Consider the following 22,985-nt stretch of genomic DNA (forward strand, 5'->3'; position numbering starts at 1 on the left):
AGGCTATTTCAACCGCAGCGCCTGCAATGTCAGCCAGTAATGAAGTATGTAAAAGGATGTCTCCCTCACGAGCTGCCCAGTATGCCTGTCCCATAGTTATTTTCTCTGCTGATGTTTGTTTTATTTGTTATTTTTTAATTAATAATTAACAAATATTTAATAATTTTTAATTATTATATCACAAATTTATTAATAAAATTGGTTCGGATAGTGTTGCGTAATTAGAAAATCAATACCGGGATTGAATATTTATAAGATTTATTTAAGGTGAGAAAAAATTGAATTTTTGTTTTTATGCAGATAAAAAAAATAACCGCATTCAGCGGTTATTAATGGTGGCCAGAGGCAGGATCGAACTGCCGACACACGGATTTTCAGTCCGTTGCTCTACCGACTGAGCTATCTGGCCATCGGGGAAGAGTGCGCATTAAACCAGATATATGCCGGCTTGGCAAGTGTTTTCTGTGTTCTCTTATCTATGTCGCTGTTTATTTGTTGGAAAAATTGGTTATTTTGCTGGTTTTACATGTGTTATTTTGAAATTCTGTATGTTTAATAAGGTCTTTTTTTCTTTTTTCAGAATACACACAGGAAACGATTGCTTAGCTTGGATTTCTGTCTGATTCTTCACAAAAAGTAGACGCCGGATAAGAGCTGTATTAAGGTAAACACTTTTATTACAAGGGTGAAGAGGATGCAGGGCGAACAAAAGCCGGTATGGAAAGATGGCTGGTTACAGCAATGTATTCATGTACCGTCACCAAATTTCAGCCGGCGTCCGGCACAGACTGAGGTATCGCTGGTGGTATTGCATAATATTTCTTTACCACCTTTTGAATACGGGCAGCAGGCAGTACAGCGTTTGTTCACTAATCAGATTGATGCTGCTGAACCGGATGATTTTATGCGTTCATTAACCGGATTGCGGGTATCCAGCCATTTTCTGCTGGAACGAAACGGAACAATAATTCAGTTTGTTTCCTGTGATGACGCAGCTTTTCATGCCGGGATATCACGTTTTAACAGCAGGGATGGCTGTAATGCGTTTTCAGTCGGAATTGAGCTTGAAGGCTGTGATTTCGAACCGTTTACGCCATCTCAGTATACGCAGTTGTATGCGTTATTGCAGATGCTGTGTGCGCATTACCCGATTCAGGCGATTACCGGCCATCAGCATGTGGCACCGGGGCGAAAATCGGATCCGGGGCATTTTTTTGAATGGGATATGCTGCGCAGTAATGGTTTACCGATAGTGACAGAATATCAGTGGCTTTTGTAGTTTATGGCTGCCGGCAGGGGTATTTTTAGTTATAATTCCATTTAACTGTTAATTAAGTTGCGGTTTTCGCAAATTGTCTGGTAGGAATGTAATGAGTGATTCTGTAATGATTGTGCTGGTGATAGGTGCTGCGATTATTCTGTTGGTACTGGCCTATAATATTTATCAGGAAAGCCAATACCGCAAACAATTGCGCGAACAGTTCGGGCATGCCAATAAAGATGCTTTACTGGACAGTCAGGTAAATTCAGTACGGGATGGTGCACAGGCTGCACCTGTTTTGAATGCTAAGACGATGCCGTCAGCAGGTGAAGCGGATACAGCTGCTGCTTCATCTGTACAACAGTCTGAAGCAGTAGACAGTGAAAAAAATAAGCAGGTAACCAGTGACAGCGCTAAATCGGAAGAAGCGACAGTGTCTGCGACCGAAACAGTATCTGATGTGACTGATAATCAAGCACCCACACCAAGAAGTCCGGCTGAACACGAAGATAAGGAATTATTATCACGAATGATGCCGCTGAAAGGGCGTAAAACTTTGCTGGATGTGCGGGATATGTCTAAACAGCCGCTACCATGGTTTGATGTACGTTTTGATTATCTGGCCTATATTGCACTGTATCAGCCGAAAGAGTTGCATGCAATGCCGCGACTGAGCAGTCGTTCCCGTTTCCGGCTGGTAGGCTGTACGATGGATGACCGTTATCAGATAGCTGAACCGATTCCCAGTGTTTATTATCAGGGATTTGTGGTTGGTCTGCAGGCAATCAGCCGCAGTGGTCTGCTTACGCATGAAGAGCTGGCGTATTTTGGCGAACAGGCCAATCGTTTTGCCGAGCAGATGGATGGTCAGCTGCTGTTAACGGATATTAATACTTTTCTGGATGTGGCGCGTCCACTGGATGATTTATGCGCAAGGGTTGACCAGACAATTGCGATTCATCTGGTATCACGTACGAATGTCAGCGGAATGGAGCTGCGTTCTGCAGTTGAGAAACAGGGCTTTGAGCTGGGGCATGATGGTGCATTTTTTTATGCTGATACTAATGGCGAGCCTTTGTTTAATATTGTTACGCTAGATAACACACCTTTTACCTCTACTTTGTTAGCAAATCAAAATTATCGCGGATTCAGTATGTTGTTTGATATAGTACATATACCAAACGGCGAGAAATGTTTTGATCAGTTTATGGATATGGCTGTGAAATTATCCAGTCAGCTAGGTCTGGATCTGGTTAATGATAAAGTGGAAGAGTTATCCACAGAGTGGTTGCGTGAGGTACGCCGCTATGTAGTTGACCGGCAAAAGGAAATGAAGCAGGTTGATCTGGAGCCTGGAAGTGAACTGGCCAAAAGACTGTTTTCCTGATATTGCCTGAGTATTTTAATTTTATAAAGAGATGGCAAGCCGCAGAACGGGGTTTGCCATCTTTTTTCTTTTTCTGAAGGATAGCTGTAATGGATTCAGTAAGCGAACAGCAAATTATTGATTTAACCGCACTACTCAATCGTTATGCGCATGAATATTATGATCTGGATGCACCTACTGTACCGGATGCAGAATATGACCGGCTGTTCCGCCAGTTGCAGGCTCTGGAAGAGCAATATCCGCAATGGCGGCAGCCGGATAGCCCGAGTATACGTGTAGGTGGGCAGGCACAGCAAAAATTTACTGCTGTGGTGCACCAGATTCCGATGCTGTCACTGAACAATGCATTTTCACCACTGAATGATAATAATCAATTCGACCATAGTGAGATGTATGCTTTTGATAAACGGGTACGCGATGGTCTTGGTGCTGAGCCCGAATATATTGTTGAACCAAAGTTTGATGGTCTGGCAATCAGTTTGTTGTATCGTGACGGTCTGCTGGTACAGGCATCTACGCGCGGAGACGGATATGCCGGCGAGGATGTTACTCAGAACGCGCGCACTATTGTCAATATTCCATTACGTCTACAGGGTGATCAGGTACCGGATCTGCTGGAGGTACGCGGTGAAGTACTGATGCTTAAAGCTGATTTTGACCGGCTTAATGCACATCAGCAGGCAGAAAATCAGAAAACTTTTGCCAATCCGCGTAATGCAGCGGCTGGCAGTTTACGCCAGCTGGATCCGAAAATAACGGCACGCCGGCGTTTGCATTTCTATGCCTACGGAATTGCCAGATTGGATGAGCGTTTTGCGGTAAACAGCCACAGCGAAGAGCTGGCATTGCTGGCACGTTTGGGGCTGACAGTACCGCCACAGGATAATTTGTGCTATCAGGCTGATATTGGGAAGGTGCTGGCTTTTTATGAGCATATTTTTCAGATACGTGCGGATTTGCCCTTTGGCATCGATGGTGTAGTGATTAAGGTGGATAATCTGGCTCAGCAGGAGCAGCTTGGCTATGTAGCCCGTGCCCCGCGCTTTGCTATTGCTCAAAAATTTCCGGCAGAGGAAATGCTGACTACTGTGGAGGCTATTGATGTACAGGTGGGACGTACCGGTGCAGTAACACCAGTAGCACGGCTGACGCCGGTATTTGTAGGTGGTGTTACAGTTACCAATGCAACTTTGCATAATGAAGGTGAAGCACAGCGCAAGGATGTACGTGAGGGTGATACGGTTATTGTGCGCCGTGCTGGAGATGTCATTCCTGAAATTGTTTCTGTGGTGCTGGCACAGCGTCCGATGGTGGAAAAACCGGCGGCGGATTTGCTTACTTCGCCTGAAGCTGTACCGAAATATCCGCCGTTCCGTATGCCAGAAAATTGTCCGGTTTGCGGTCATGAAATTGTTCGTGAAGAGGGCGAAGCAGTGGCTCGTTGCAGTGGCGGAATGCTGTGTCATGCTCAGCGGGTGCAGTCGCTAATTCACTTTGCTTCACGTCGCGCCATGGATATCGAAAATCTCGGTGACCGGCAGATTGAACAGTTAGTAACACAGGGCAGAGTCCGTCATTTTGCTGATGTTTATCATTTGCAATTGGCCGATTTGCTGGCAATGAAACAGCAGGCTAAGCAGGAAGCAGGGGAAAGCTCAGCAGAGTCGGTGACAAATGAACTGGAATTATCTGCAACTGATAAAGCAGGCAAACAGCAGCCATCCAGATGGGCTGAAAATATTCTCGCCGGTATTCAGGCCAGCCGGCAGCGTCCTCTGGCTAATTTAATTTATGCTTTGGGTATTTTTCATGTTGGTGAGCGTACAGCAAAACAGCTGGCACAGGCTTTCGGTGATTTGGCTACGCTTACTCAGGCTACTGAGCCGTTACTGGCCTGTTTGCCGGATATCGGTAAGGTGGTAGCACATTCGGTAGCCTATTTTTTCAGTCAGGAAGATCAGACCAGTCAATTGCAGGAATTACTTGATGCCGGTGTGCAACCGCAGACAGAAACACGTCGCACACCACTGGGTAAATACTTTACTCCTGAGCGAATACTGGCTCGTTTACCCGGTGCCGGTTTAACGGAATCGCGGGCACAGAAGCTGTGGCAACTGGCGGGTAAGGACTGGTCACAACTGTTAACTGATAAAGCCTTGCCGGAAAGCTGGCAGCAATGGTGCAGCCAGCCTGAAAATCATGAATTACTGCAAAAGACGATTGAGTTATGTGAGCAGCTGCTTAGCGGAGAGACGGAGGAAATCACGTCATCGGTTAATGAAGCTGTAGCCGGCAAAACTTTTGTGTTAACCGGTACTTTACCAGACTGGTCACGTGATGTGGCACAGCAGCATATTGAAGAAGCCGGTGGTAAAGTGAGCGGCAGTGTATCGAAAAAAACTGATTTTGTGGTGGCCGGGTCAGAAGCAGGCAGTAAACTGTCCAAAGCTGAAGCACTTGGTGTTACTATACTGGATCAGGCTGCATTGATGATTATGCTGGGAATTAAAGAGTAAACTCAGATGAAAGCAGAACCAATCCGTAAGTGTGTTTTTCCGGTGGCCGGTATGGGCACACGGTTTTTACCCGCTACTAAAGCCAGCCCGAAAGAAATGTTGCCGATAGTGGATAAACCACTGATTCAGTATGCGGTAGAAGAGGCTGTTGCTGCCGGCTGTACTGAACTGGTATTTATTACCGGCAGGAATAAGCGTTGTATTGAAGATCATTTTGATAAGGCTTATGAGCTGGAAACAGAGCTGGCTTACCGCAATCAGAATAAATTGCTTGATTTTGTGCAGGGTATTCTGCCGCCTAATGTGACTTGTCTGTATATTCGCCAGCCGGCCGCATTGGGGCTGGGACATGCGGTTTTATGCAGCCGTGCTGCAGTAGGTAAGGATGATTTTGCTGTGGTACTGGCTGATGACCTGATTGATGCACAGCCTGGTGCATTGAGCCAGATGATGAATGCTTATTACCGTACGGGTTGTAATGTCCTTGGTGTGGAAAATGTTGATCCGCAGCAGACGGGTGCTTACGGTATTGTCGAGATTAATCGTCAGAATGATTTCGATTATATACAGAGTATTGTGGAAAAACCTCATCCGGATGAGGCTCCTTCAAATCTGGGTGTAGTCGGGCGCTATATTTTGTCAGCACGAATTTTTGATTTTCTGACTAATTTACCGCTGGGTACTGGTGGAGAAATTCAGCTGACTGATGCTATTGCACGGTTGCTGACTGAACAGAAAATGATTGCGTATGCTTTTGCCGGCAGACGTTATGATTGCGGTGATAAGCTTGGTTATCTGGAAGCAACCGTGGCCTATGGTATGAAACATCCTCTGGTAGGAGAAGATTTTAAAAAATTATTGCAGCGCATGGTGTGTTAACGCAATACCGGAATTCATACGTAAATGTTTCTAGTTTTATTATTTGCCTGCCTGCTGTTTCGCCGGCAGGCAAGTTTTTTGGCTGGCGTTCTGCTTCAGCGCAATGGCATTGTCTGATAATTAGTGTTACTAATAATCTCGCGTTCTGTTGCATACCAGACAACTGATTGTGTGTGATTAACAAAGCGCTTTTCATCTTCCATTAATGCGTTTAATGCCTTTACGGCTTCTGGTGAAGACCGGTTTTTCTGCATGCTTTCCAGATTTTGCCACCATATTTCAGCCATGCCATCAAAAACAAAATTTTGAGACTGACGCCCGTTTTGTATTATTTTATCCAGCTCGGGATAACGGTGCGGAATGGTTTGTACATAGCGGGTAATATTTAAAACGTTTTGCACAGAAGTCACTAGCGGAGCATGATGCTCGATCCAGTATTGGTCAAATTCTTCATAAGTAATATCGGGCAGGCGTTTTACTAACATGGTTAACTTAATCATTTTCTTTCTTTCAGTTTGTGGGTTGTGCGAATAATGATAAAGTTTCACAGTAGTGTTAAAGTCAACAGAGTAAAAATGAAAATCAGTGAATTAGCTAGAAAAAGCGCAATCAGCCCCAGAATGCTGCGCTATTATGAACAGGAAAAATTGCTGACACCTGCCCGTACACAATCCGGATACCGAGAATACCAGCAGGCAGATGTAGAAAGAGTAAAATTGATTCAGCAGCTCAATAATGCCGGTTTTTCGTTAAAAGTTATCCGGCAAATACTGCCTTGCTGGCATGAGCAAAACAGTAAATTTGAGCCTTGTGAAATTTACCTGAAAAATATTAATCTGACGTTAGAAAAGATTGAACAGCAAATAGATATATTAATACAAACACGAACCCGCCTGTTTAATATGATAAATAAATAATGTATTTTTGTGTATTTTATTTCGTATAATAGTTGCTGAAACTCAAATAAGAAATAATGATCACAGGTAGGAGATAGCGTTAATTGCCTTTACTGGTGCTGTCTTTTATCTGCTCCCAGCTTAAATCAAATTTGGCCAGATATTTTTTCAGTCTGTCTGCATCATTGGCGCGCTGTTTTTGTGCTCTGGACACAGCAAACAAATACCGGCCGGCTTCGGATAAAGTTCGGCTTTTCCGGCATACTTCAATGACTTTTTCCAGCTGATACCGGTCAAATTCATCAATTTCAGCCGGAATCAGTGCATCAGAAAAAGTTACCTGCTGCCAGTGTATCTGTAAACGCTGGATTTCATTTTCAACTTGTTCCTGTGTGATGTTTCCTTGTATGGATAAAGTAGCCATACGGGTAATGGAAGCAGTGAGCTCACGGAAATTACCCGGCCATGTTGCCATAGCCGATGTGGCAAACTGAATATAACGGTCTCTGGATTGCTGATTAAAACGCGGCATGGTACCGTACTCCTGCGCAAATCGTGCCAGTTCAAAATCAATATTCGGTTCGATATCTTCTTTACGTTCGGCAAGTCCCGGTAGCTGGTAACTCCATAAATTGATACGTGCGTATAAATCCTCTCTAAAAGTACCGTGAATAATTGCCTGTTTTAAATCTTTGTTGGTTCCGGCAATTAGCTGAAAGTTACTGGATACCAGTTTGTCTGCACCTAGCGGATAAAATTGTTTTTCCTCAATCGCCTTTAAGAGAATAGCCTGTTCATCTAGCCCCAGTTCTCCGATTTCATCCAGAAACAAAACACCGTTATCCGCCTGTCTGAGTAAGCCGTTTCTGCCTAGACTGGCACCGGTATATGCACCTTTGATGTGACCGAACAGTGTAGACATGGCGTTATCGCTACTCAGGGTAGCGCAGTTAATTTCTACGAATTGTCCGGTAATCTGATGCTGGTTCAGTTTAAGCCGGTAAATTTGCCGGGCAAGAAAAGATTTACCGGCACCAGTGGGGCCGCATAGCAAAATAGGCGCATGAGAGCGGCTGGCAACCTGTTCTATTTCGTTGATTAGCTGATTGTAATGCCGGTTTTTTGTCGCTATACCTGATTTGAGCAGTTCTGTTGCCTGAGTAGCATATTGCTGGAAGCGAGTCAGAATCTGGTCGTAACGATTCAGATTCAGGTCAATGATGTTTATTTGTCCGCTGGGGCACAGTGGCGGGTTTGCTATAGGTTCTGCGGCAAGGTTTTCCGGCGATGCTGACGGTCTGGCCGGCGGTGAGGGTTGTAACAGTCTGGCAGGATAAAAACGTGATTCTGCCAGTAAGAACCAGCAGATCTGCATTACATGGGTGCCGGTGGTAATATTCAGATAATAATTTTCTTGTTCATTATTAAAAGTATAGTTTTTGGCGATATCCAGTAAACAGGTATACACCTCTTCAAAATCCCATGGATCCTGTATCTGAACCGGAATCGGATTAACCTGTGTATCCGGGGCAATGGTTTTAATATCCTGAATAATGTCTTCGAGTAGTTTGCTGTCCTGAGTGTGATAAATCAGTTCCAGGCGATAAACCGGCCATTCCGGATGATTACAGATATCAATAGTAGGGCGCCAGCGTGTCCAGCGTTTTCTTCCTTTGCCCCGCTGGTCAAGTACATTGCCTAAAAAACCGAATACGATATTTTTCTTGTCCATTATTTATTATTAGTTATATAAAATTAAATAAAATTATATAATATTTTATAAAAAATATGAAAATAAAACTAAGAGTAATTTATTGAAAATAAAATTATTCATTTATTTTTATAATAAAAACATTATATTAATAATTTTATTTTAGAAATTTACGGACTTGGTACGGTAATTGCAATAAGGATATTGTCTGAAATACATACTGTTTTTTACGGCAGTAGGGTACATAGCGAATGGAATTAAATTAATCGAAAGACTGATTTATTCGCATTATCAACATGTATTCCCCCGGTATGAAAGACGTTTCCTTCCGATGGAAAATTTTTGAATAGCTCAGAGGTAGAGCAATTGGTACCAAACCAATCTGTCACGGGTTCGACTCCTGTTTCAAAAGCCATATTGTAATAATTTGTTGTTTGAGCAATACCAGCCAGTAAAGGGAAATAAGCAAAGCAGTAAAGCTAAGATACGAAAAAAACCGGTTAACCGCACAGAATAAACGGATTAATGATTCTGTCCGGGTAAAAAAACCGGATAGCAGGCAAAAAATTGATGAACCATAAGCAGTTAGTTGAATGTTTAAAGATATCAGTTTTTCCCCTGTTATTTCGTTACTTAATCCGTTTGATTGTGTCTCTTCTCTTTGCTGGCTGCCAAAAAAGGAGATTTAATATGTTGAATATAATTAATGTGAAAAAAGGTGAGCTGGCCGTTGTCACCAAACGCGGTGAAATTAATACTATTGTTACCGCAGGCCGGCATATTTTCTGGAATCCTTTTGTCAACATTACTCATTATCTGGTGGATTTAGCTGATACTAAGATTGAACCGGCTATCGCCGAAAAACTGCTCAATTTTTATCCGCAGCTGGTAGAAAAATATTGTCATTATGTCAATGTGGCTGATAATGAGATTGTGCTGCGTTATGAAGAACAAATGCTGGTAGAGATTATTCAACCCTCTACTAAAGCATTGTACTGGAAGAGTTATAAAGAACAGGCAATTAAAAAAGTAACTTTGGAGCAAGGGTACCGGTTGTCTGATGAAGTTGCTATGGAAATTATTCAGGCAAAAAATACCGGCAGATTAATTGAAGGTATCGATCACATCAAACTGCATTATTTTACCGATGAGCAAATTGGTACGCTGTTTGTTGATAATCAGTTTGTACAGATTATTCCGCCTAAATCCGTAATTGGTTTATGTGAATTCAAACATAAGCTGGTACTGGGTAAATTCAAACTACAGGATAACCGTATTGATGATTTGCTGGCGGCAACAATTGAACAAAATGCCCCGCAGCAGATGGCAAAATTCTGTATTCAGATGCAGGTAGGTGCTAATCAGGCCGGTTTACGCTTTGAAGATGATTTACTAGTGGAAATTCTGCCACCGGGAACCAAACGATTGTACTGGCAGAATAACTGCAAGCAGCATATGCAGCTTATTGAGCTGACTGACGATTTTCAGCTTTCTGAGCAAATGGTACAGCAGCTGTTACAGCCAAAATTACGTAAAAAAGAAGTGACTGGCGATAGTAGTGTATTGATTGCACAGGTACCGGCATATCATGTTGGCGTATTAAAAGTTAATGGTAAAGTAGAACAGCTGCTTAATGCAGGTATTACTGCTTACTGGCGTTTTAATCGTGAAATCAGTGTTGAAATTGTCGATACACGTTTGCAGACAGTGGAAATATCCGGTCAGGAAATTTTAACCCGGGATAAAGTCAATCTGCGTATTAATCTGGTAGCTAGCTGGTGTTACACCGATGTGTTAAAGGCGTTTGCCAGAATTGCGCAGCCAATGGAGTTATTGTACCGGCAATTACAATTTGCATTACGGGAAGCAATTGGTACTCGCAGTCTGGATGAATTGCTGGAAAACAAAAATTTAATCGACGAGGTGGTGAATGCTCATATGCAGATGCATATGACGGGCTATGGAATCGAAACGGTCAGTGTTGGCGTAAAAGATATTATTTTACCGGGAGACATGAAAACCATTCTGGCACAAGTAGTAGAAGCAGAAAAATCTGCACAGGCGAATGTTATCCGCCGGCGGGAAGAAACTTCTGCTACCCGTTCCTTACTGAATACAGCCCGGGTAATGGAAAATAATCCGGTTGCTTTACGCTTAAAAGAAATGGAAACACTGGAAAGAATTGCTGAACGAATCGATAAGATTTCGGTTGTAGGCGGTTTGGATCAGTTATTGCATGGTTTGATTAATATTCAGGCGCAATAGCGTACATCCGCTAATTTATTGGTTAAAAAATAATGGAAGTTAAAAATGCAAAAGCAAGAATTTGAAGTATTAAAAGAAAATAAAACACGTCCGGTAAAAATGTGGACAAAAGGTGTGCCGGTAGAAGATGTGGCTAAAAAACAATTGCTCGAAACTGCACAATTACCTTTTATTTTTAAGCATATTGCGGTTATGCCAGATGTGCATCTGGGAAAAGGCTCTACTATCGGGAGTGTGATTCCGACTGCTGGTGCGATTATTCCGGCCGCTGTCGGCGTGGATATTGGTTGTGGAATGATGGCTGTACAGTTGTCACTTACCGCCCAGGATCTGCCGGAAGATTTAATGCCATTACGTCTGGCTATAGAAAAGGCGGTACCGCATGGTTCCACACTCAATAAAGAAAAGAACGATAAAGGAAGCTGGCAAAATCCGCCACCGATTGTACAGGAGTACTGGCAGCAGCTTTTGCCCGGATTTGAAAAACTGACCAGTAAATATCCGTGTTTTTTAAAAGCGAATAGTTATAGTCATTTGGGAACCTTGGGCGGCGGTAATCATTTTATTGAAGTTTGTCTGGATGAGTGTGATCGCGTATGGATAATGCTGCATAGTGGTTCACGCGGTATTGGTCGTGCAATAGGTAAATATTTCAGTGAGCTGGCTAAAAAGGAAATGAAAAAATATTTCATTGATACCTATTTGCCTAATAATGATCTGGCGTTTTTAGTAGAAGGAACCGAATACTGTAATGATTATCTGAAAGCGGTGCACTGGGCACAGGAATTTGCCCGTTTAAATCGTGAAGTGATGATGCACAATACTATCGCTGCTATACGCAAAGTAATCAATGTGCCGTTTACCACGCATTTACAAACTGTAAACTGTCACCATAATTATGTACAGAAAGAGCACCATTTCGGTAAGAATGTTTTTGTTACGCGTAAAGGGGCTGTTTCTGCACGAGAAGGTGAACTGGGAATTATTCCGGGTTCTATGGGAACAAAAAGTTATATTGTGCAGGGGCGAGGGAATGCAGAAAGTTTTCATTCCTGTTCTCACGGTGCAGGCAGAGTTATGAGTCGTGGTGAAGCTAAACGGAAATTTACTGTTGCTGACCAGATGCAGGCTACGGCTCATGTAGAATGCCGTAAAGATGCTGAAGTTATTGATGAAATTCCTATGGCATATAAAGATATTGAAGCAGTAATGCAGGCGCAACAGGAATTGGTGGAAATCAAGCACCAGTTACGTCAGGTTATCTGTGTTAAGGGCTGATATTATCCGGATAATCAACTGCAGAATATTTTTATATAGAAAAAAGGATGGCAGACAATGCCATCCTTTTTTAGGTATTTAAAAACTAAATATCAACCTGAGCATTTAGAGCGTTGTTTTCGATAAATGCACGACGAGGTTCAACTTCGTCACCCATCAGGGTAACAAATACATCATCTGCTGCCATCGCATCTTCGATTTTGACTTTCAGCAATCGGCGTACTGAAGGATCCATCGTGGTTTCCCATAATTGTTCGGGATTCATTTCACCCAGACCTTTATAACGCTGAATGTTAATTTTTTCCTGTGCTAAATCCATCAGTAATTCCAGTGCCTGGGCAAAGCCGGTTACAGTGGTGGTCATATTACCTTTAATGACTTCAATTGGTACGTCAGCAATACCACTTAAAGTGGACGCTGTCTGCCGAATAATTTGATAGGCGCGGCTTTCAACAAATTTTTGATCCAGATAGCTGACCATATGATTCCCATGCAATTGACGGGTAATTTTAATCATTTGTACTTCATCATCAGCACCAATGCGTTCCAGTTTGAGGTTGTCGTCATTAACCAGAGCGGTTAATGTTTGCACAGCTTTTTCTGCACTGCTTACAGTGCTTAAATCCAGATTCTCATTCCAGAGAAGCAGGGAATTAAGTACATTGTTGTCAATGATACGGCTTTCACGCGCAATCATACTTTGTGCCAGGATCAATTGTTTGGCGATTTCGGACAGAGCATTACCTTCCAGAGTATTTTCGCCAATAATTAATTGAGCATTATTCAATGCCAGACTGAGCATGAACTGATCTTTTTCAAACTCGTCTTTCAGGTAGTTGTCTTTTTTGCCATATTCCACTTTATACAATGGTGGCTGAGCAATATACACATAACCGCGTTCAACCAGTTCAGGCATTTGCCGGTAGAAGAAGGTAAGCAACAGGGTACGGATATGCGCGCCGTCTACATCCGCATCGGTCATGATAATTATGCGGTGATAACGCAATTTTTCCGGGTTAAATTCTTCTTTGCCTATACCGGCACCCAGTGCAGTGATTAAAGTACCAACTTCCTGACTGGCAAGCATTTTTTCAAAACGGGCTTTTTCTACATTCAGGATTTTACCTTTTAAGGGCAAAATGGCCTGAAATTTACGATCACGGCCTTGCTTGGCAGAACCGCCTGCCGAGTCACCTTCGACCAGATACAATTCTGATAAAGCGGGATCTTTTTCCTGACAGTCTGCCAGTTTGCCCGGCAGCCCCAGACCATCCATTACCCCTTTTCTGCGGGTAATTTCGCGTGCTTTGCGCGCTGCTTCACGTGCACGCGCGGCATCAACAATTTTGCTTGTGATGATTTTGGCCTCTGCAGGATTTTCTTCCAGAAATTCAGACAAGGCTTTACCCAGTACTTCATTAACTACGGGACCTATTTCACTGGAAACCAGTTTGTCTTTGGTTTGTGAAGAAAATTTCGGGTCAGGCAGTTTAACAGACAATACGCAGGTTAAACCTTCACGCATATCATCGCCATTAGTATCTACTTTGGCTTTTTTGGCAACTTCATTGGCTTCAATGTAGTTGTTGATGGTTCGGGTCATAACCTGGCGCAGGGCGGTTAAATGGGAGCCGCCATCGCGTTGCGGAATATTATTGGTGAAACACTGCACGTTTTCCTGATAACTGTCGTTCCACTGCATGGCACATTCCACGCTCATGCCATCTTTTTCACCATTGGCATAGAAAACTTTATTGTGCAGAGCTGTTTTATTCCGATTCATATATTGTACAAAGCCGGCTACACCACCGCTGAATGCGAAGTTTTCGTGTTTGCCATCACGTTTGTCAAAGAGCTCAATACTGACGCCGTTGTTCAGGAAAGATAACTCGCGGATGCGTTTGGCCAGAATATCAAAATGGTAATCGATATTACCAAAGGTTTCGGTACTGGCCAGAAACTGAACACGTGTACCCTGTTTGTCGGTATCGCCGACAACAGCCAGCGGAGCAACTGCATCCCCGTGACGAAATTCTACAAAATGTTCTTTGTGATTACGGTAGATGGTCAGACGGAGCCAGTCAGAAAGTGCGTTAACTACAGAGACCCCTACACCATGCAGACCACCGGAAATTTTATAACTGTTGTTATCAAATTTACCGCCGGCATGCAGAATGGTCATGATTACTTCAGCTGCTGAACGATGTTCTTCCGGATGCATATCGGTAGGAATGCCACGGCCATTGTCTTCAATAGTAATGGAGTTATCGGCATTAACTGCTACGGTAATATGATCACAGTATCCGGCCAGTGCTTCATCAATGGCATTATCCAGAACTTCGAATACCATATGATGTAAACCCGTGCCATCCTGAGTATCACCAATGTACATACCGGGACGTTTGCGTACAGCATCCAAACCTTTTAATACTTTGATACTGTCGGCACTGTAATCTTCAGGGTGTTGATCTATCATAAGAATTCTTTACTAAACTTGGCAGCGATTATGCTGTTAAAGGTCATTTATAACTGTTATTAATTATAAAAAAGTTAGCGGTATAGCTGTATAACAGGCCTGTTTGAGGGCAATTAACCAAAAACTTATTATAGCATAAAATCGGTTTTTTTTCAGTCATATGCTATATTTAAGATGATGTTTTATTTAATGTTTATTAAAAGATAAGAATACTGATTGTAAATAATAAACTGCCGTAAACCAAGCTGAACTATTAAAAACAGAAAGCTGGCGTACGGCAGTAACCGGATTTAAGAGTGTATGGATATTTAAATCCGCATGGGCATAACTATATACTTAAAGTTGGGATTATTCGGGATGGTAAACAGTGTTGAACGGTTTGCATCACCAAAAGCAAGTTGTAAATCTTCTGCATGTAAATTACGCAATACATCCATCAGATAGTTGATATTAAAACCGACTTCCAGTGTATCTCCCTGATAAGCAATTTCCAGCTCTTCACGAGCTTCTTCCTGTTCGTTATTATTACAGGTCACGCTCAGTAATCCGGGCTGGATTTGCAGGCGGGCACCGCGAAATTTTTCATTGGCAAGAATGGCTGCCCGTTCCAGTGCACCCAGCAACTCGGTACGGTTGGCCAGAAAGATTTTATCGTTATCCAGTGGAATAACCCGGTTGTAATCCGGAAATTTACCATCCACGACTTTAGAAACAATAATGGTGTCATTACAACGGAAACGTACCTGATTGTTCAGTAGTTCAATGGTGATTGGCTGTTCGGGGAAGGTAAGCAGCTTAAAGAGTTCCAGCACGGTTTTACGCGGCAGAATAACTTCTGCTTTGGGTAAATCGGCTTCAATATTGCAGGCTGCATAGGCCAGACGATGTCCGTCTGTAGCGACCAGACGCAGCTGATTGCCTTCTGTCTGCATCAGCAGACCATTCAGATAATAGCGGATATCCTGAATGGCCATGCTGTACTGCACCTGAGACAGCATTTCACGAAATGTTTCCTGTGGCAGGCTGAAGCTGGCATCAATATTTTCGCCCACACTCATTAATGGAAAATCTTCTGCCGGCAGGGTTTGCAGATTAAAACGGCTTTTGCCTGCTTTCAGCACCAGACGGTTGTTATTCCAGTCCAGAGAAACGATTGCGCCGGCCGGTAAAGCCCGCAGGATATCCTGCAGTTTTTTGGCATTGGTGGTAATGCGAAAATCTTCTGCTTCGCTTTTGGGGCCGATGGTATCAATCTGAATTTCCAGATCGGTTGCCAGAATCTTGATTTGCCCCTGATGGTTTTCCAGTAATACATTAGATAATATCGGTAATGTATGACGACGCTCTACAATACCGGTTACTGCCTGCAGCGGTTTGAGTAAACTGTCACGTTCTGCTTGTAATATCAGCATATTTTGTTCCTTGGTTTAATCTCGCAAAATCATCATTAAGGTTTCATACGCTTTGGTTGTTTCAGCATCATCCTTGCGGAGTTTGGAGATACTTTTTACCGCATGCATAACTGTGGTATGGTCGCGGCCACCAAATCCGCTGCCAATAGCGGGTAAACTAAGCGGAGTAAGTTCTTTTGCCAGGGTCATGGCCATCTGGCGCGGGCGTGCCAGATTCCGGGTACGTTTTTTCCCTACCATATCACTAATGGTAATCCCATAAAATTTTGCTACCGTATTCTGAATGTGTTCCAGGGTCATGGGTTTGTGGTTAACAGCCAGAATATCTTGTAATGCTTCAGTAGCCAGCCCTACATCAATCGGGCGGCTGGCAAAACGGCTTTGTGCTACTACCCGCTTGAATGCACCTTCTAGTTCACGCACGTTGCTGCGGATATGTTTGGCAATAAAAAATGCAGCTTCGTCCTCAAGCTTCACCTGAGCCAGCTCAGCTTTTTTCTGCAAAATGGCTACGCGCATTTCCAGCTCTGGCGGTTCCAGCTCAAGACTCAGTCCCCATGAGAAACGGGATTTCAGGCGATCGTCCATGCCGTCTATATGAGTAGGCAGCGTATCACAGGTAAGGATAACTTGTTTTTTTTCGTCAATTAAATGGTTATAGACGTAAAAAAACTCTTCCATGGTACGGTCTTTACCGGCAATAAACTGTACGTCATCCATAATCAGTAAGTCTACCTGCTGATATTGCTGGCGCATGGCATCAAAAGATTTGGCGTGGAATGCATTCATAATGCCGCGAATGAATTCATCAGCATGAATATAGCGTATTTTTACTTTGTTGTCGGTGGCAAACAGCTGATTGCCAATAGCCTGTACCAGGTGGGTTTTACCCAGACCGGTACTACCATAGATAAAAAACGGGTTGTACATACTATTGCCGGGATTCTCTGCAATTGACAGCGCTGCAGCGTGAGCAAGACGGTTCCCTTTACCTTGTACCAGAGCAGCAAAAGTATGTTCAGGATTAAGGTTAGTGTCAGTATAGCGGGATTTTTTACCGTTTTCATGTGCTGAATCAGAGGTGGTCACTGATTCACCAGCCTCAGGTTTTTCTGTGGAGGTCTGTTTGCTGTTTTCTTTTGTTTCGGCAGTAGCACTTGCGCTTTTAGTCTGGTTGTTTCGCAGGCGTTTGGCAATAATGTCCTGAGCAGATTCGGTACGTTTTGCCGTTGTCTGTGGTTTGGCTGAAACTTCAGAAGGAATTTTATTGCTATCAACTGAATCCGGTTTAGTATCAGCCTTCTCTTCAGCGACATTTAAGGCTGGTTCTGCAGTCTTAGCCGGTGAATTGTTTCCTGCCGGTATTGCCTCAGTGGCAGCCTGCAGAGATAGTCCCTGTCCGATTTTCAGAATTAATGGTGTGCTGCCGTCTGGCAGAACAGATTGTCTGGCATTTTCGATAGCCGGCCAGAAACGCTCGCGGATATGATTGAAGGTAAAAGTATTACGCGCAAAAATAACCCAGTTGCCATTTTCTTCGCCCACAGTTAAAGGTGCAATCCACATCTGGTATTGCTGAGAAGGTAAGCTTTGTTTTAATTGTAATAGGCACTGAGGCCAAAATTCTGTCAGGGTCATTCGTGAAGCTTAAATTTATCTGTCAATCGGAGCTGGCTGAAGGCTGGAAACAATAAGTGCCTATTATGCTAATTATACGCAATAAACAAATTTCTGACCATGATTTGCACTTTACACCAGCACAGCTCCCGTAAAGCTTTGCTACAGATTATATTGATTGACAAAGTGCTGTTCTTGTTGTGTAATGCTACGTTTTATTTAAAGTTAATTCGGGAATAAATTATGAAACGCACTTATCAACCATCCGTTACCCGCCGCAAACGCACTCATGGCTTTCTGGTTCGCAGTAAAACCCGTGGCGGACGTGCTGTGCTGGCTGCCCGTCGTGCCAAAGGCCGTAAACGTTTGGCTGTGTAAGAACAAGAATGGATTATCATTTTGGCAAAAAATATCGCCTATTAAAAACGGATGATTTTTCATCCGTTTTTGCATTACGTTGCCAAAAAAGCCGTGCCTGGATTCAGGTTTTTCAGGCACGCAATAGTTTAGGTTTCCCGCGTTTGGGGCTGATAGTAGCCAAAAAAGTTGCCAAACGTGCTAACCGGCGCAATTATATGAAACGCTTAATACGCGAGTGGTTTCGCCTGCATAAGCATGAATTGCCGCCGGTAGATATAATCATTCGTGTACGCCAGCCGTTCCGGCATGCTGAGTACGCTGGCGTAGTCAGGACTTTACAGCAGCTGCTTATTACAGCTGACAGGTGTAAAGCATCTTCGCAATGAGATATTTATTGCTGGGTCTGATCCGGTTCTATCAGTATGCCATCAGCCCGCTGTTACCACCGCGCTGCCGCTACAACCCGACCTGTTCGCAATATGCCGTACTGGCGCTGCAAAAATACGGGGTAATGAAAGGTAGCTGGCTGGCGATAAAGCGTATTTGCCGCTGTCATCCATGGGGTGGTTGCGGTCATGACCCTCTTCCTTAGCGAGTAGACGGAATACACTATGGATTTCAAACGATTATTGATATTTTTTGTGCTGACCATGGCGATTTTGCTGGGTTGGGAAAAATTATACCCGCAACCCGAAAAACAGCCAGCTGCACAACAAACATCATCCACCAGTAACAGCAATACTTCTTCTACTGGTGTTGTTGCCGAGAGTGCCCTGAGTAAAACAGAGCCGGTAACAGTGACTACTGATACTGTTAAGGCTGTTATTGATGAAAAAAGCGGCGATTTACGCCAGCTAACTCTCAATAAATACAAGGCCACCAGTGATGCCAGCAAGCCTTTTGTATTGCTGGATAATGGTGCAAATGGTCATCAGTATGTCGCCCAGTCGGTATTATTAAACCGTCAGGGTGACTATCAGTTTAAAGACCTGACATTTACAGCTGCGAAAAAACAGTACACGCTTAATGGTGACAAACTGGATGTGCGCCTGACTGCTGCCGAACAAAACGGTGTACAGGTTAGTAAAATTTATACGTTTACTAAAGGCAGTTACCTGATCGGGCTGCGCTATGAAATTGCCAATCACAATGCTCAGCCATTACAAATGGATGTAGCTTACCGGGTACTGCGGGATGATAAGGAACCTGAAGGTACAGGCTATTTCGATCATACTTATACTGGTCCAGTACTGTATACCCCGAATGGTAAATTTGAAAAAGTAGCCTTTAAAGATCTTGATAGTGATTACACCTCTGGTCGTGATCAGGCAGACTATCAGCGTAAAACCAATACCGGCTGGATTGGTATGACCCAGCATTATTTTATGACTACCTGGATTCTGCAGCCGAAAGAAGGTAACAGTGTTTGTGGTACCAGTGACTGCCAGATAGATATTAGAAAACGCAGTGATGGCCTGTATTCTGCTGGCGTACGAGTACCGTTGAAAGATATTGGTGCTAACTCCACCGGCAGTTTCGGTATCTCCCTGTATGCTGGTCCGCAGATTTATTCTGTCATTACTAAAGTAGCCGATCATTTGCAGATGATTAAAGACTACGGCAAAGTATCGCTGTTTTCTTCTCCTTTATTCTGGCTGCTGAACTGGTGGCACAGTCTGGTACAGAACTGGGGCTGGGCGATTATTCTGCTTACTCTTACTGTCAAAGCAATTCTGTTTCCGCTGACACATGCCTCATATAAATCGATGGCCAAGATGCGTGCTGTAGCTCCGCGTTTGCAGGCATTGAAAGATCAGTACGGTGATGACCGTATGCGTATGCAGCAGGAAATGATGTCGCTGTATAAAAAGGAAAAAATCAATCCTGTTGGCGGTTGTCTGCCTATGCTGCTGCAGATTCCGGTATTTATTGGTCTGTACTGGGCATTGTTTGCTTCGGTGGAATTGCGCGGAGCCCCATGGATTGGCTGGATTACCGATTTAGGCCGTCAGGATCCTTACTTTATTCTGCCTGCGCTCATGGCACTGACTATGTATCTGCAAACGTTCATGAATCCGCCGCCAACCGATCCGGTTCAGGCGAAAATGATGAAAATTATGCCAGTTGCGTTTTCCGTAATGTTTTTCTTCTTCCCGGCAGGGTTGGTTCTCTACTGGTTGACGAATAATATTCTGACTCTGGCTCAGCAATGGTTTATCAATAAACGTATTGAGCGGCAGGCTAAACTGCATCGTTCACTGGATATATAAAATACAGTCTGAAAAAAAGCACTTCATACTGAAGTGCTTTTTTATTTGCAGCTTGATTAAATAAATATACCGAATTTTAATTGTCTGACTGCTGGAGCTGCTGCAGTAATCAATCAGGCATATTCAGTAACTACTGAACATAGGTTGTAGTTTGCTGTGTGGTTGTAGTCTGAGCCTGTTGTACCGGATTTAACCGGATTTCCACACGGCGGTTTTGTGCACGTCCTTCAACAGTTGCATTGCTGGCAATAGGATTGGCAGATCCGTATCCGTTAGCACTGATACGGTTATAAGCAACACCACGGGAAGTCAGGAAATTTGAAACTGATTGTGCACGGCGCTGTGATAATGGAATGTTAATACTGTCATTACCTGTGCTATCAGTGTATCCGGCAATAGTGATGGTAGTATCTACATATTTAGCCAGTACTTCAGCTACCGATGACAGAGAAGAGGTAGCCGCACCACTTAATTCTGAACTATTGGTTGCAAATGTCACATTTTCAGGCATAGTCAGTTTAATCTGATTACCTTCACGCTGAACTTCGACATTGGTATTAGCCAGTTTCTGGCGTAACAGTTTTTCCTGATAATCCATATAAGCGCCAATACCGGCTCCGATAGCACCGCAACCGAGTGCTGCATTACGTGCACCGCGGCTGTTATGAGTGATCGCGCCGACAATGCCGCATACGGCAGCGCCGCTTAAACCATATACCGCTGTTTTACTGGGATGAGACTGACCGGTCGCCGGATCGGTAACACAGCCGGTTAAAGCAAGGGTGGTTGCAGCTGCAAATGCAGCCAGTGGTTTCATAATAGTCATACTTACTCCTTCTCTTGAATATAAGCTTGATTATGCTTTTCACAGTTTCTGTTTTATGCCTTCTATAGTAGAAAAGCAAGAGTCATGCTTTTTTTGCAATATGATGTACTGAAAATAAAAATTGTTATACCTATATGATAAAAATATAAATTTTTGGTTGAAAATCGCTTTAGACGACAATAATTATTGGCTATAGTACCATTCAGACTACTATAATTAACTTTTTAAGCTGGTTATATCTTGAAAACAACCAGTTTAACCTCATACAAACTAATTACCTTAGTACAGTGCTACCATTTTAGCTATTTGGAAACGACATGCTCAGCTTGTATAACACCTTAACCAGAAGCAAACAAGAATTTACACCGATTAATCCGCAACAGGTGCGTATGTATGTGTGTGGTATGACTGTTTATGATTATTGCCATCTTGGTCATGCCAGAGTAATGATTGTATTTGATCTGGTGGCGCGCTGGTTGCGGGAATTAGGCTATCAGCTTGATTATGTACGTAATATTACTGATATAGACGATAAAATCATTGCCCGTGCCAATGAACGCGGGATTAGTATTACTGAGCTTACCGATTATTATATTCAGGCCATGCACGAAGATGCAGCCGCTTTGGGGGTACTGCCGCCAGACCACGAACCGAGAGCCACGCAATATATTCCGCAAATGATAAGCATGATTGAAGATATCATTGCTAATAATAAAGCTTATATGGCGGATAATGGTGATGTTTTCTATGCTGTGCGTGAATATCCGCAATATGGTCAGTTAAGCGGGAAAAGTCTGGATGATTTGCGTGCCGGAGAACGGGTTGATGTTGACGGACATAAACGGGATCCGTTGGATTTTGTGTTGTGGAAATCAGCCAAGCCGCATGAGCCGGCATGGGACAGCCCGTGGGGCAGGGGACGCCCGGGATGGCATATTGAATGTTCTGCCATGAGTAAGGCACTACTGGGTAAAAATTTTGATATTCATGGAGGTGGCGCCGATCTACAGTTCCCTCATCATGAAAATGAAATTGCTCAGAGTTGCGGTGCAGAAAAAAACGGGTGCTGTGAAGAGCATAATCATTTTGCCAGTCATGTTAAATATTGGTTACATAATGGATTTATTCGTGTAGATAATGAAAAAATGTCTAAATCTCTCGGAAATTTCTTCACTATCCGCGAAGTGTTGCAAAAATACGATGCTGAAGTTGTGCGGTTTTTTATTTTGCGCGCACATTACCGCAGCCCTTTGAACTATTCGGATGCTCATCTGAATGATGCAAAAGGCGCATTAACCCGCTTATATACGGCACTTAAAAATACATCTGCGGCAGAAGTGGCAATTCATGCTGACTTAAATGATTATACACGTCGTTTTTATGCAGCCATGAATGATGACTTTGCTACAGTTGAAGCTGTAGCAGTATTGTTTGAGCTGGCTAATGAAATTAATAAAACACATGATGCCGAACTGGCAGGATGTCTGAAAGAACTGGCAGGTTTACTGGGCTTGTTACAACGTGATCCAGCCGCTTTTCTTCAGGGAGAAGTGGGGGAAACGGTGCAGGGTCTGGATAACGCAGCTATAGAAGCGCTGATTGCTTCACGGCAGCAGGCTCGTGCAGAACGTAACTGGGCTGAATCCGATCGGATTCGTGATGAGCTTACGGCAGCCGGTATTGTATTGGAAGATGGTGCCGGCGGAACTAGCTGGCGCCGTGCCTGAATTCGTATATAGCACAGCCTTAAGTCTCAAACTGGGTGTATTGTCTCAGACTGGGTGTATTTTTGTAATGCATTATGGTCTTGACAACAATGTTAGACTTAAAT

At 43.4% G+C, this 22,985-nt stretch carries 18 protein-coding genes and 2 tRNA genes; 13 read left to right on the plus strand and 7 right to left on the minus strand.

The window, feature by feature from the left end:
• Positions 1 to 333 precede the first annotated feature (333 nt).
• Positions 334 to 409, minus strand: a tRNA-Phe gene (locus H3T84_RS10285).
• A 285-nt stretch (positions 410 to 694) separates the two neighbouring features.
• Between H3T84_RS10285 and ampD the strand changes: the two genes are divergently transcribed.
• The 4 genes from ampD to galU all read left to right on the plus strand — a co-directional run bounded on the left by ampD (position 695) and on the right by galU (position 6,043).
• The gene (gene ampD, locus H3T84_RS10290) at positions 695 to 1,279 is read left to right on the plus strand and encodes a 1,6-anhydro-N-acetylmuramyl-L-alanine amidase AmpD (protein ID WP_110414629.1); all 585 of its coding nucleotides are present in this window, start codon (positions 695 to 697) and stop codon (positions 1,277 to 1,279) included.
• Positions 1,280 to 1,385: 106 nt separating this feature from the next.
• Positions 1,386 to 2,648, plus strand: coding sequence for a cell division protein ZipA C-terminal FtsZ-binding domain-containing protein (locus tag H3T84_RS10295; RefSeq protein ID WP_198219059.1), 1,263 nt, complete (start codon positions 1,386 to 1,388; stop codon positions 2,646 to 2,648).
• Between the two features lie 89 nt (positions 2,649 to 2,737).
• On the plus strand, positions 2,738 to 5,164 hold the full coding sequence (ligA, locus tag H3T84_RS10300) for an NAD-dependent DNA ligase LigA (RefSeq protein WP_198219033.1): 2,427 nt from the start codon (positions 2,738 to 2,740) through the stop codon (positions 5,162 to 5,164).
• Positions 5,165 to 5,170: 6 nt separating this feature from the next.
• Positions 5,171 to 6,043: a UTP--glucose-1-phosphate uridylyltransferase GalU gene (gene galU, locus H3T84_RS10305; RefSeq protein ID WP_100126309.1), complete on the plus strand. Its 873-nt coding sequence runs from the start codon at positions 5,171 to 5,173 to the stop codon at positions 6,041 to 6,043.
• 95 nt (positions 6,044 to 6,138) lie between these two features.
• Here galU and H3T84_RS10310 read toward each other — a convergent pair whose 3' ends face one another.
• Positions 6,139 to 6,543 (minus strand): EthD domain-containing protein, encoded by a 405-nt coding sequence (locus H3T84_RS10310; protein ID WP_198219034.1) that lies wholly within the window; start codon positions 6,541 to 6,543, stop codon positions 6,139 to 6,141.
• 75 nt (positions 6,544 to 6,618) lie between these two features.
• On the opposite strand from H3T84_RS10310, the gene H3T84_RS10315 reads away from it, so the two are divergent.
• On the plus strand, positions 6,619 to 6,960 hold the full coding sequence (locus tag H3T84_RS10315) for a MerR family transcriptional regulator (RefSeq protein WP_179300400.1): 342 nt from the start codon (positions 6,619 to 6,621) through the stop codon (positions 6,958 to 6,960).
• A gap of 79 nt (positions 6,961 to 7,039) precedes the next feature.
• Here the strand turns inward: H3T84_RS10315 and rtcR are convergent, their stop codons facing one another.
• Positions 7,040 to 8,671, minus strand: a complete 1,632-nt coding sequence (gene rtcR, locus H3T84_RS10320) for an RNA repair transcriptional activator RtcR (protein WP_198219035.1) — start codon at positions 8,669 to 8,671, stop codon at positions 7,040 to 7,042.
• A 319-nt stretch (positions 8,672 to 8,990) separates the two neighbouring features.
• Between rtcR and H3T84_RS10325 the strand changes: the two genes are divergently transcribed.
• The 3 genes from H3T84_RS10325 to H3T84_RS10335 all read left to right on the plus strand — a co-directional run bounded on the left by H3T84_RS10325 (position 8,991) and on the right by H3T84_RS10335 (position 12,193).
• Positions 8,991 to 9,065 (plus strand) — tRNA-Trp (locus H3T84_RS10325).
• A gap of 275 nt (positions 9,066 to 9,340) precedes the next feature.
• Positions 9,341 to 10,915, plus strand: coding sequence for a slipin family protein (locus tag H3T84_RS12230; RefSeq protein WP_232346186.1), 1,575 nt, complete (start codon positions 9,341 to 9,343; stop codon positions 10,913 to 10,915).
• 45 nt (positions 10,916 to 10,960) lie between these two features.
• Positions 10,961 to 12,193, plus strand: a complete 1,233-nt coding sequence (locus H3T84_RS10335; protein WP_100124992.1) for an RtcB family protein — start codon at positions 10,961 to 10,963, stop codon at positions 12,191 to 12,193.
• A gap of 85 nt (positions 12,194 to 12,278) precedes the next feature.
• Here H3T84_RS10335 and gyrB read toward each other — a convergent pair whose 3' ends face one another.
• The 3 genes from gyrB to dnaA form a co-directional block, all read right to left on the minus strand.
• The gene (gene gyrB, locus H3T84_RS10340) at positions 12,279 to 14,669 is read right to left on the minus strand and encodes a DNA topoisomerase (ATP-hydrolyzing) subunit B (protein WP_084586007.1); all 2,391 of its coding nucleotides are present in this window, start codon (positions 14,667 to 14,669) and stop codon (positions 12,279 to 12,281) included.
• A gap of 308 nt (positions 14,670 to 14,977) precedes the next feature.
• On the minus strand, positions 14,978 to 16,081 hold the full coding sequence (gene dnaN, locus H3T84_RS10345) for a DNA polymerase III subunit beta (protein WP_025331544.1): 1,104 nt from the start codon (positions 16,079 to 16,081) through the stop codon (positions 14,978 to 14,980).
• A gap of 15 nt (positions 16,082 to 16,096) precedes the next feature.
• Entirely contained in the window at positions 16,097 to 17,719 is a 1,623-nt protein-coding gene (dnaA, locus tag H3T84_RS10350) for a chromosomal replication initiator protein DnaA (RefSeq protein ID WP_198219036.1), read from the minus strand.
• 222 nt (positions 17,720 to 17,941) lie between these two features.
• Between dnaA and rpmH the strand changes: the two genes are divergently transcribed.
• Genes rpmH through yidC form a run of 4 tightly spaced genes read left to right on the plus strand, consistent with a single transcriptional unit; the run spans position 17,942 to position 20,328 of the window.
• A complete protein-coding gene (rpmH, locus tag H3T84_RS10355; RefSeq protein ID WP_004283944.1) occupies positions 17,942 to 18,076 on the plus strand; it encodes a 50S ribosomal protein L34 in 135 nt (44 codons plus the stop codon).
• 8 nt (positions 18,077 to 18,084) lie between these two features.
• Entirely contained in the window at positions 18,085 to 18,444 is a 360-nt protein-coding gene (gene rnpA, locus H3T84_RS10360; protein ID WP_037394212.1) for a ribonuclease P protein component, read from the plus strand.
• Positions 18,441 to 18,650 (plus strand): membrane protein insertion efficiency factor YidD, encoded by a 210-nt coding sequence (gene yidD / locus H3T84_RS10365; RefSeq protein ID WP_084547360.1) that lies wholly within the window; start codon positions 18,441 to 18,443, stop codon positions 18,648 to 18,650. The genes rnpA and yidD overlap by 4 nt, the downstream gene beginning before the upstream one ends.
• A gap of 19 nt (positions 18,651 to 18,669) precedes the next feature.
• Positions 18,670 to 20,328: a membrane protein insertase YidC gene (yidC, locus tag H3T84_RS10370; protein WP_174834134.1), complete on the plus strand. Its 1,659-nt coding sequence runs from the start codon at positions 18,670 to 18,672 to the stop codon at positions 20,326 to 20,328.
• A gap of 130 nt (positions 20,329 to 20,458) precedes the next feature.
• On the opposite strand, the gene H3T84_RS10375 is transcribed toward yidC, so the two are convergent.
• Positions 20,459 to 21,154, minus strand: a complete 696-nt coding sequence (locus H3T84_RS10375) for an OmpA family protein (protein WP_174834133.1) — start codon at positions 21,152 to 21,154, stop codon at positions 20,459 to 20,461.
• 317 nt (positions 21,155 to 21,471) lie between these two features.
• Between H3T84_RS10375 and cysS the strand changes: the two genes are divergently transcribed.
• On the plus strand, positions 21,472 to 22,881 hold the full coding sequence (cysS, locus tag H3T84_RS10380) for a cysteine--tRNA ligase (RefSeq protein WP_198219037.1): 1,410 nt from the start codon (positions 21,472 to 21,474) through the stop codon (positions 22,879 to 22,881).
• Positions 22,882 to 22,985: the final 104 nt, after the last annotated feature.

It is taken from the genome of Snodgrassella sp. M0110 (assembly GCF_016101465.1).
GTDB classification, from domain to species: Bacteria; Pseudomonadota; Gammaproteobacteria; order Burkholderiales; family Neisseriaceae; genus Snodgrassella; species Snodgrassella alvi.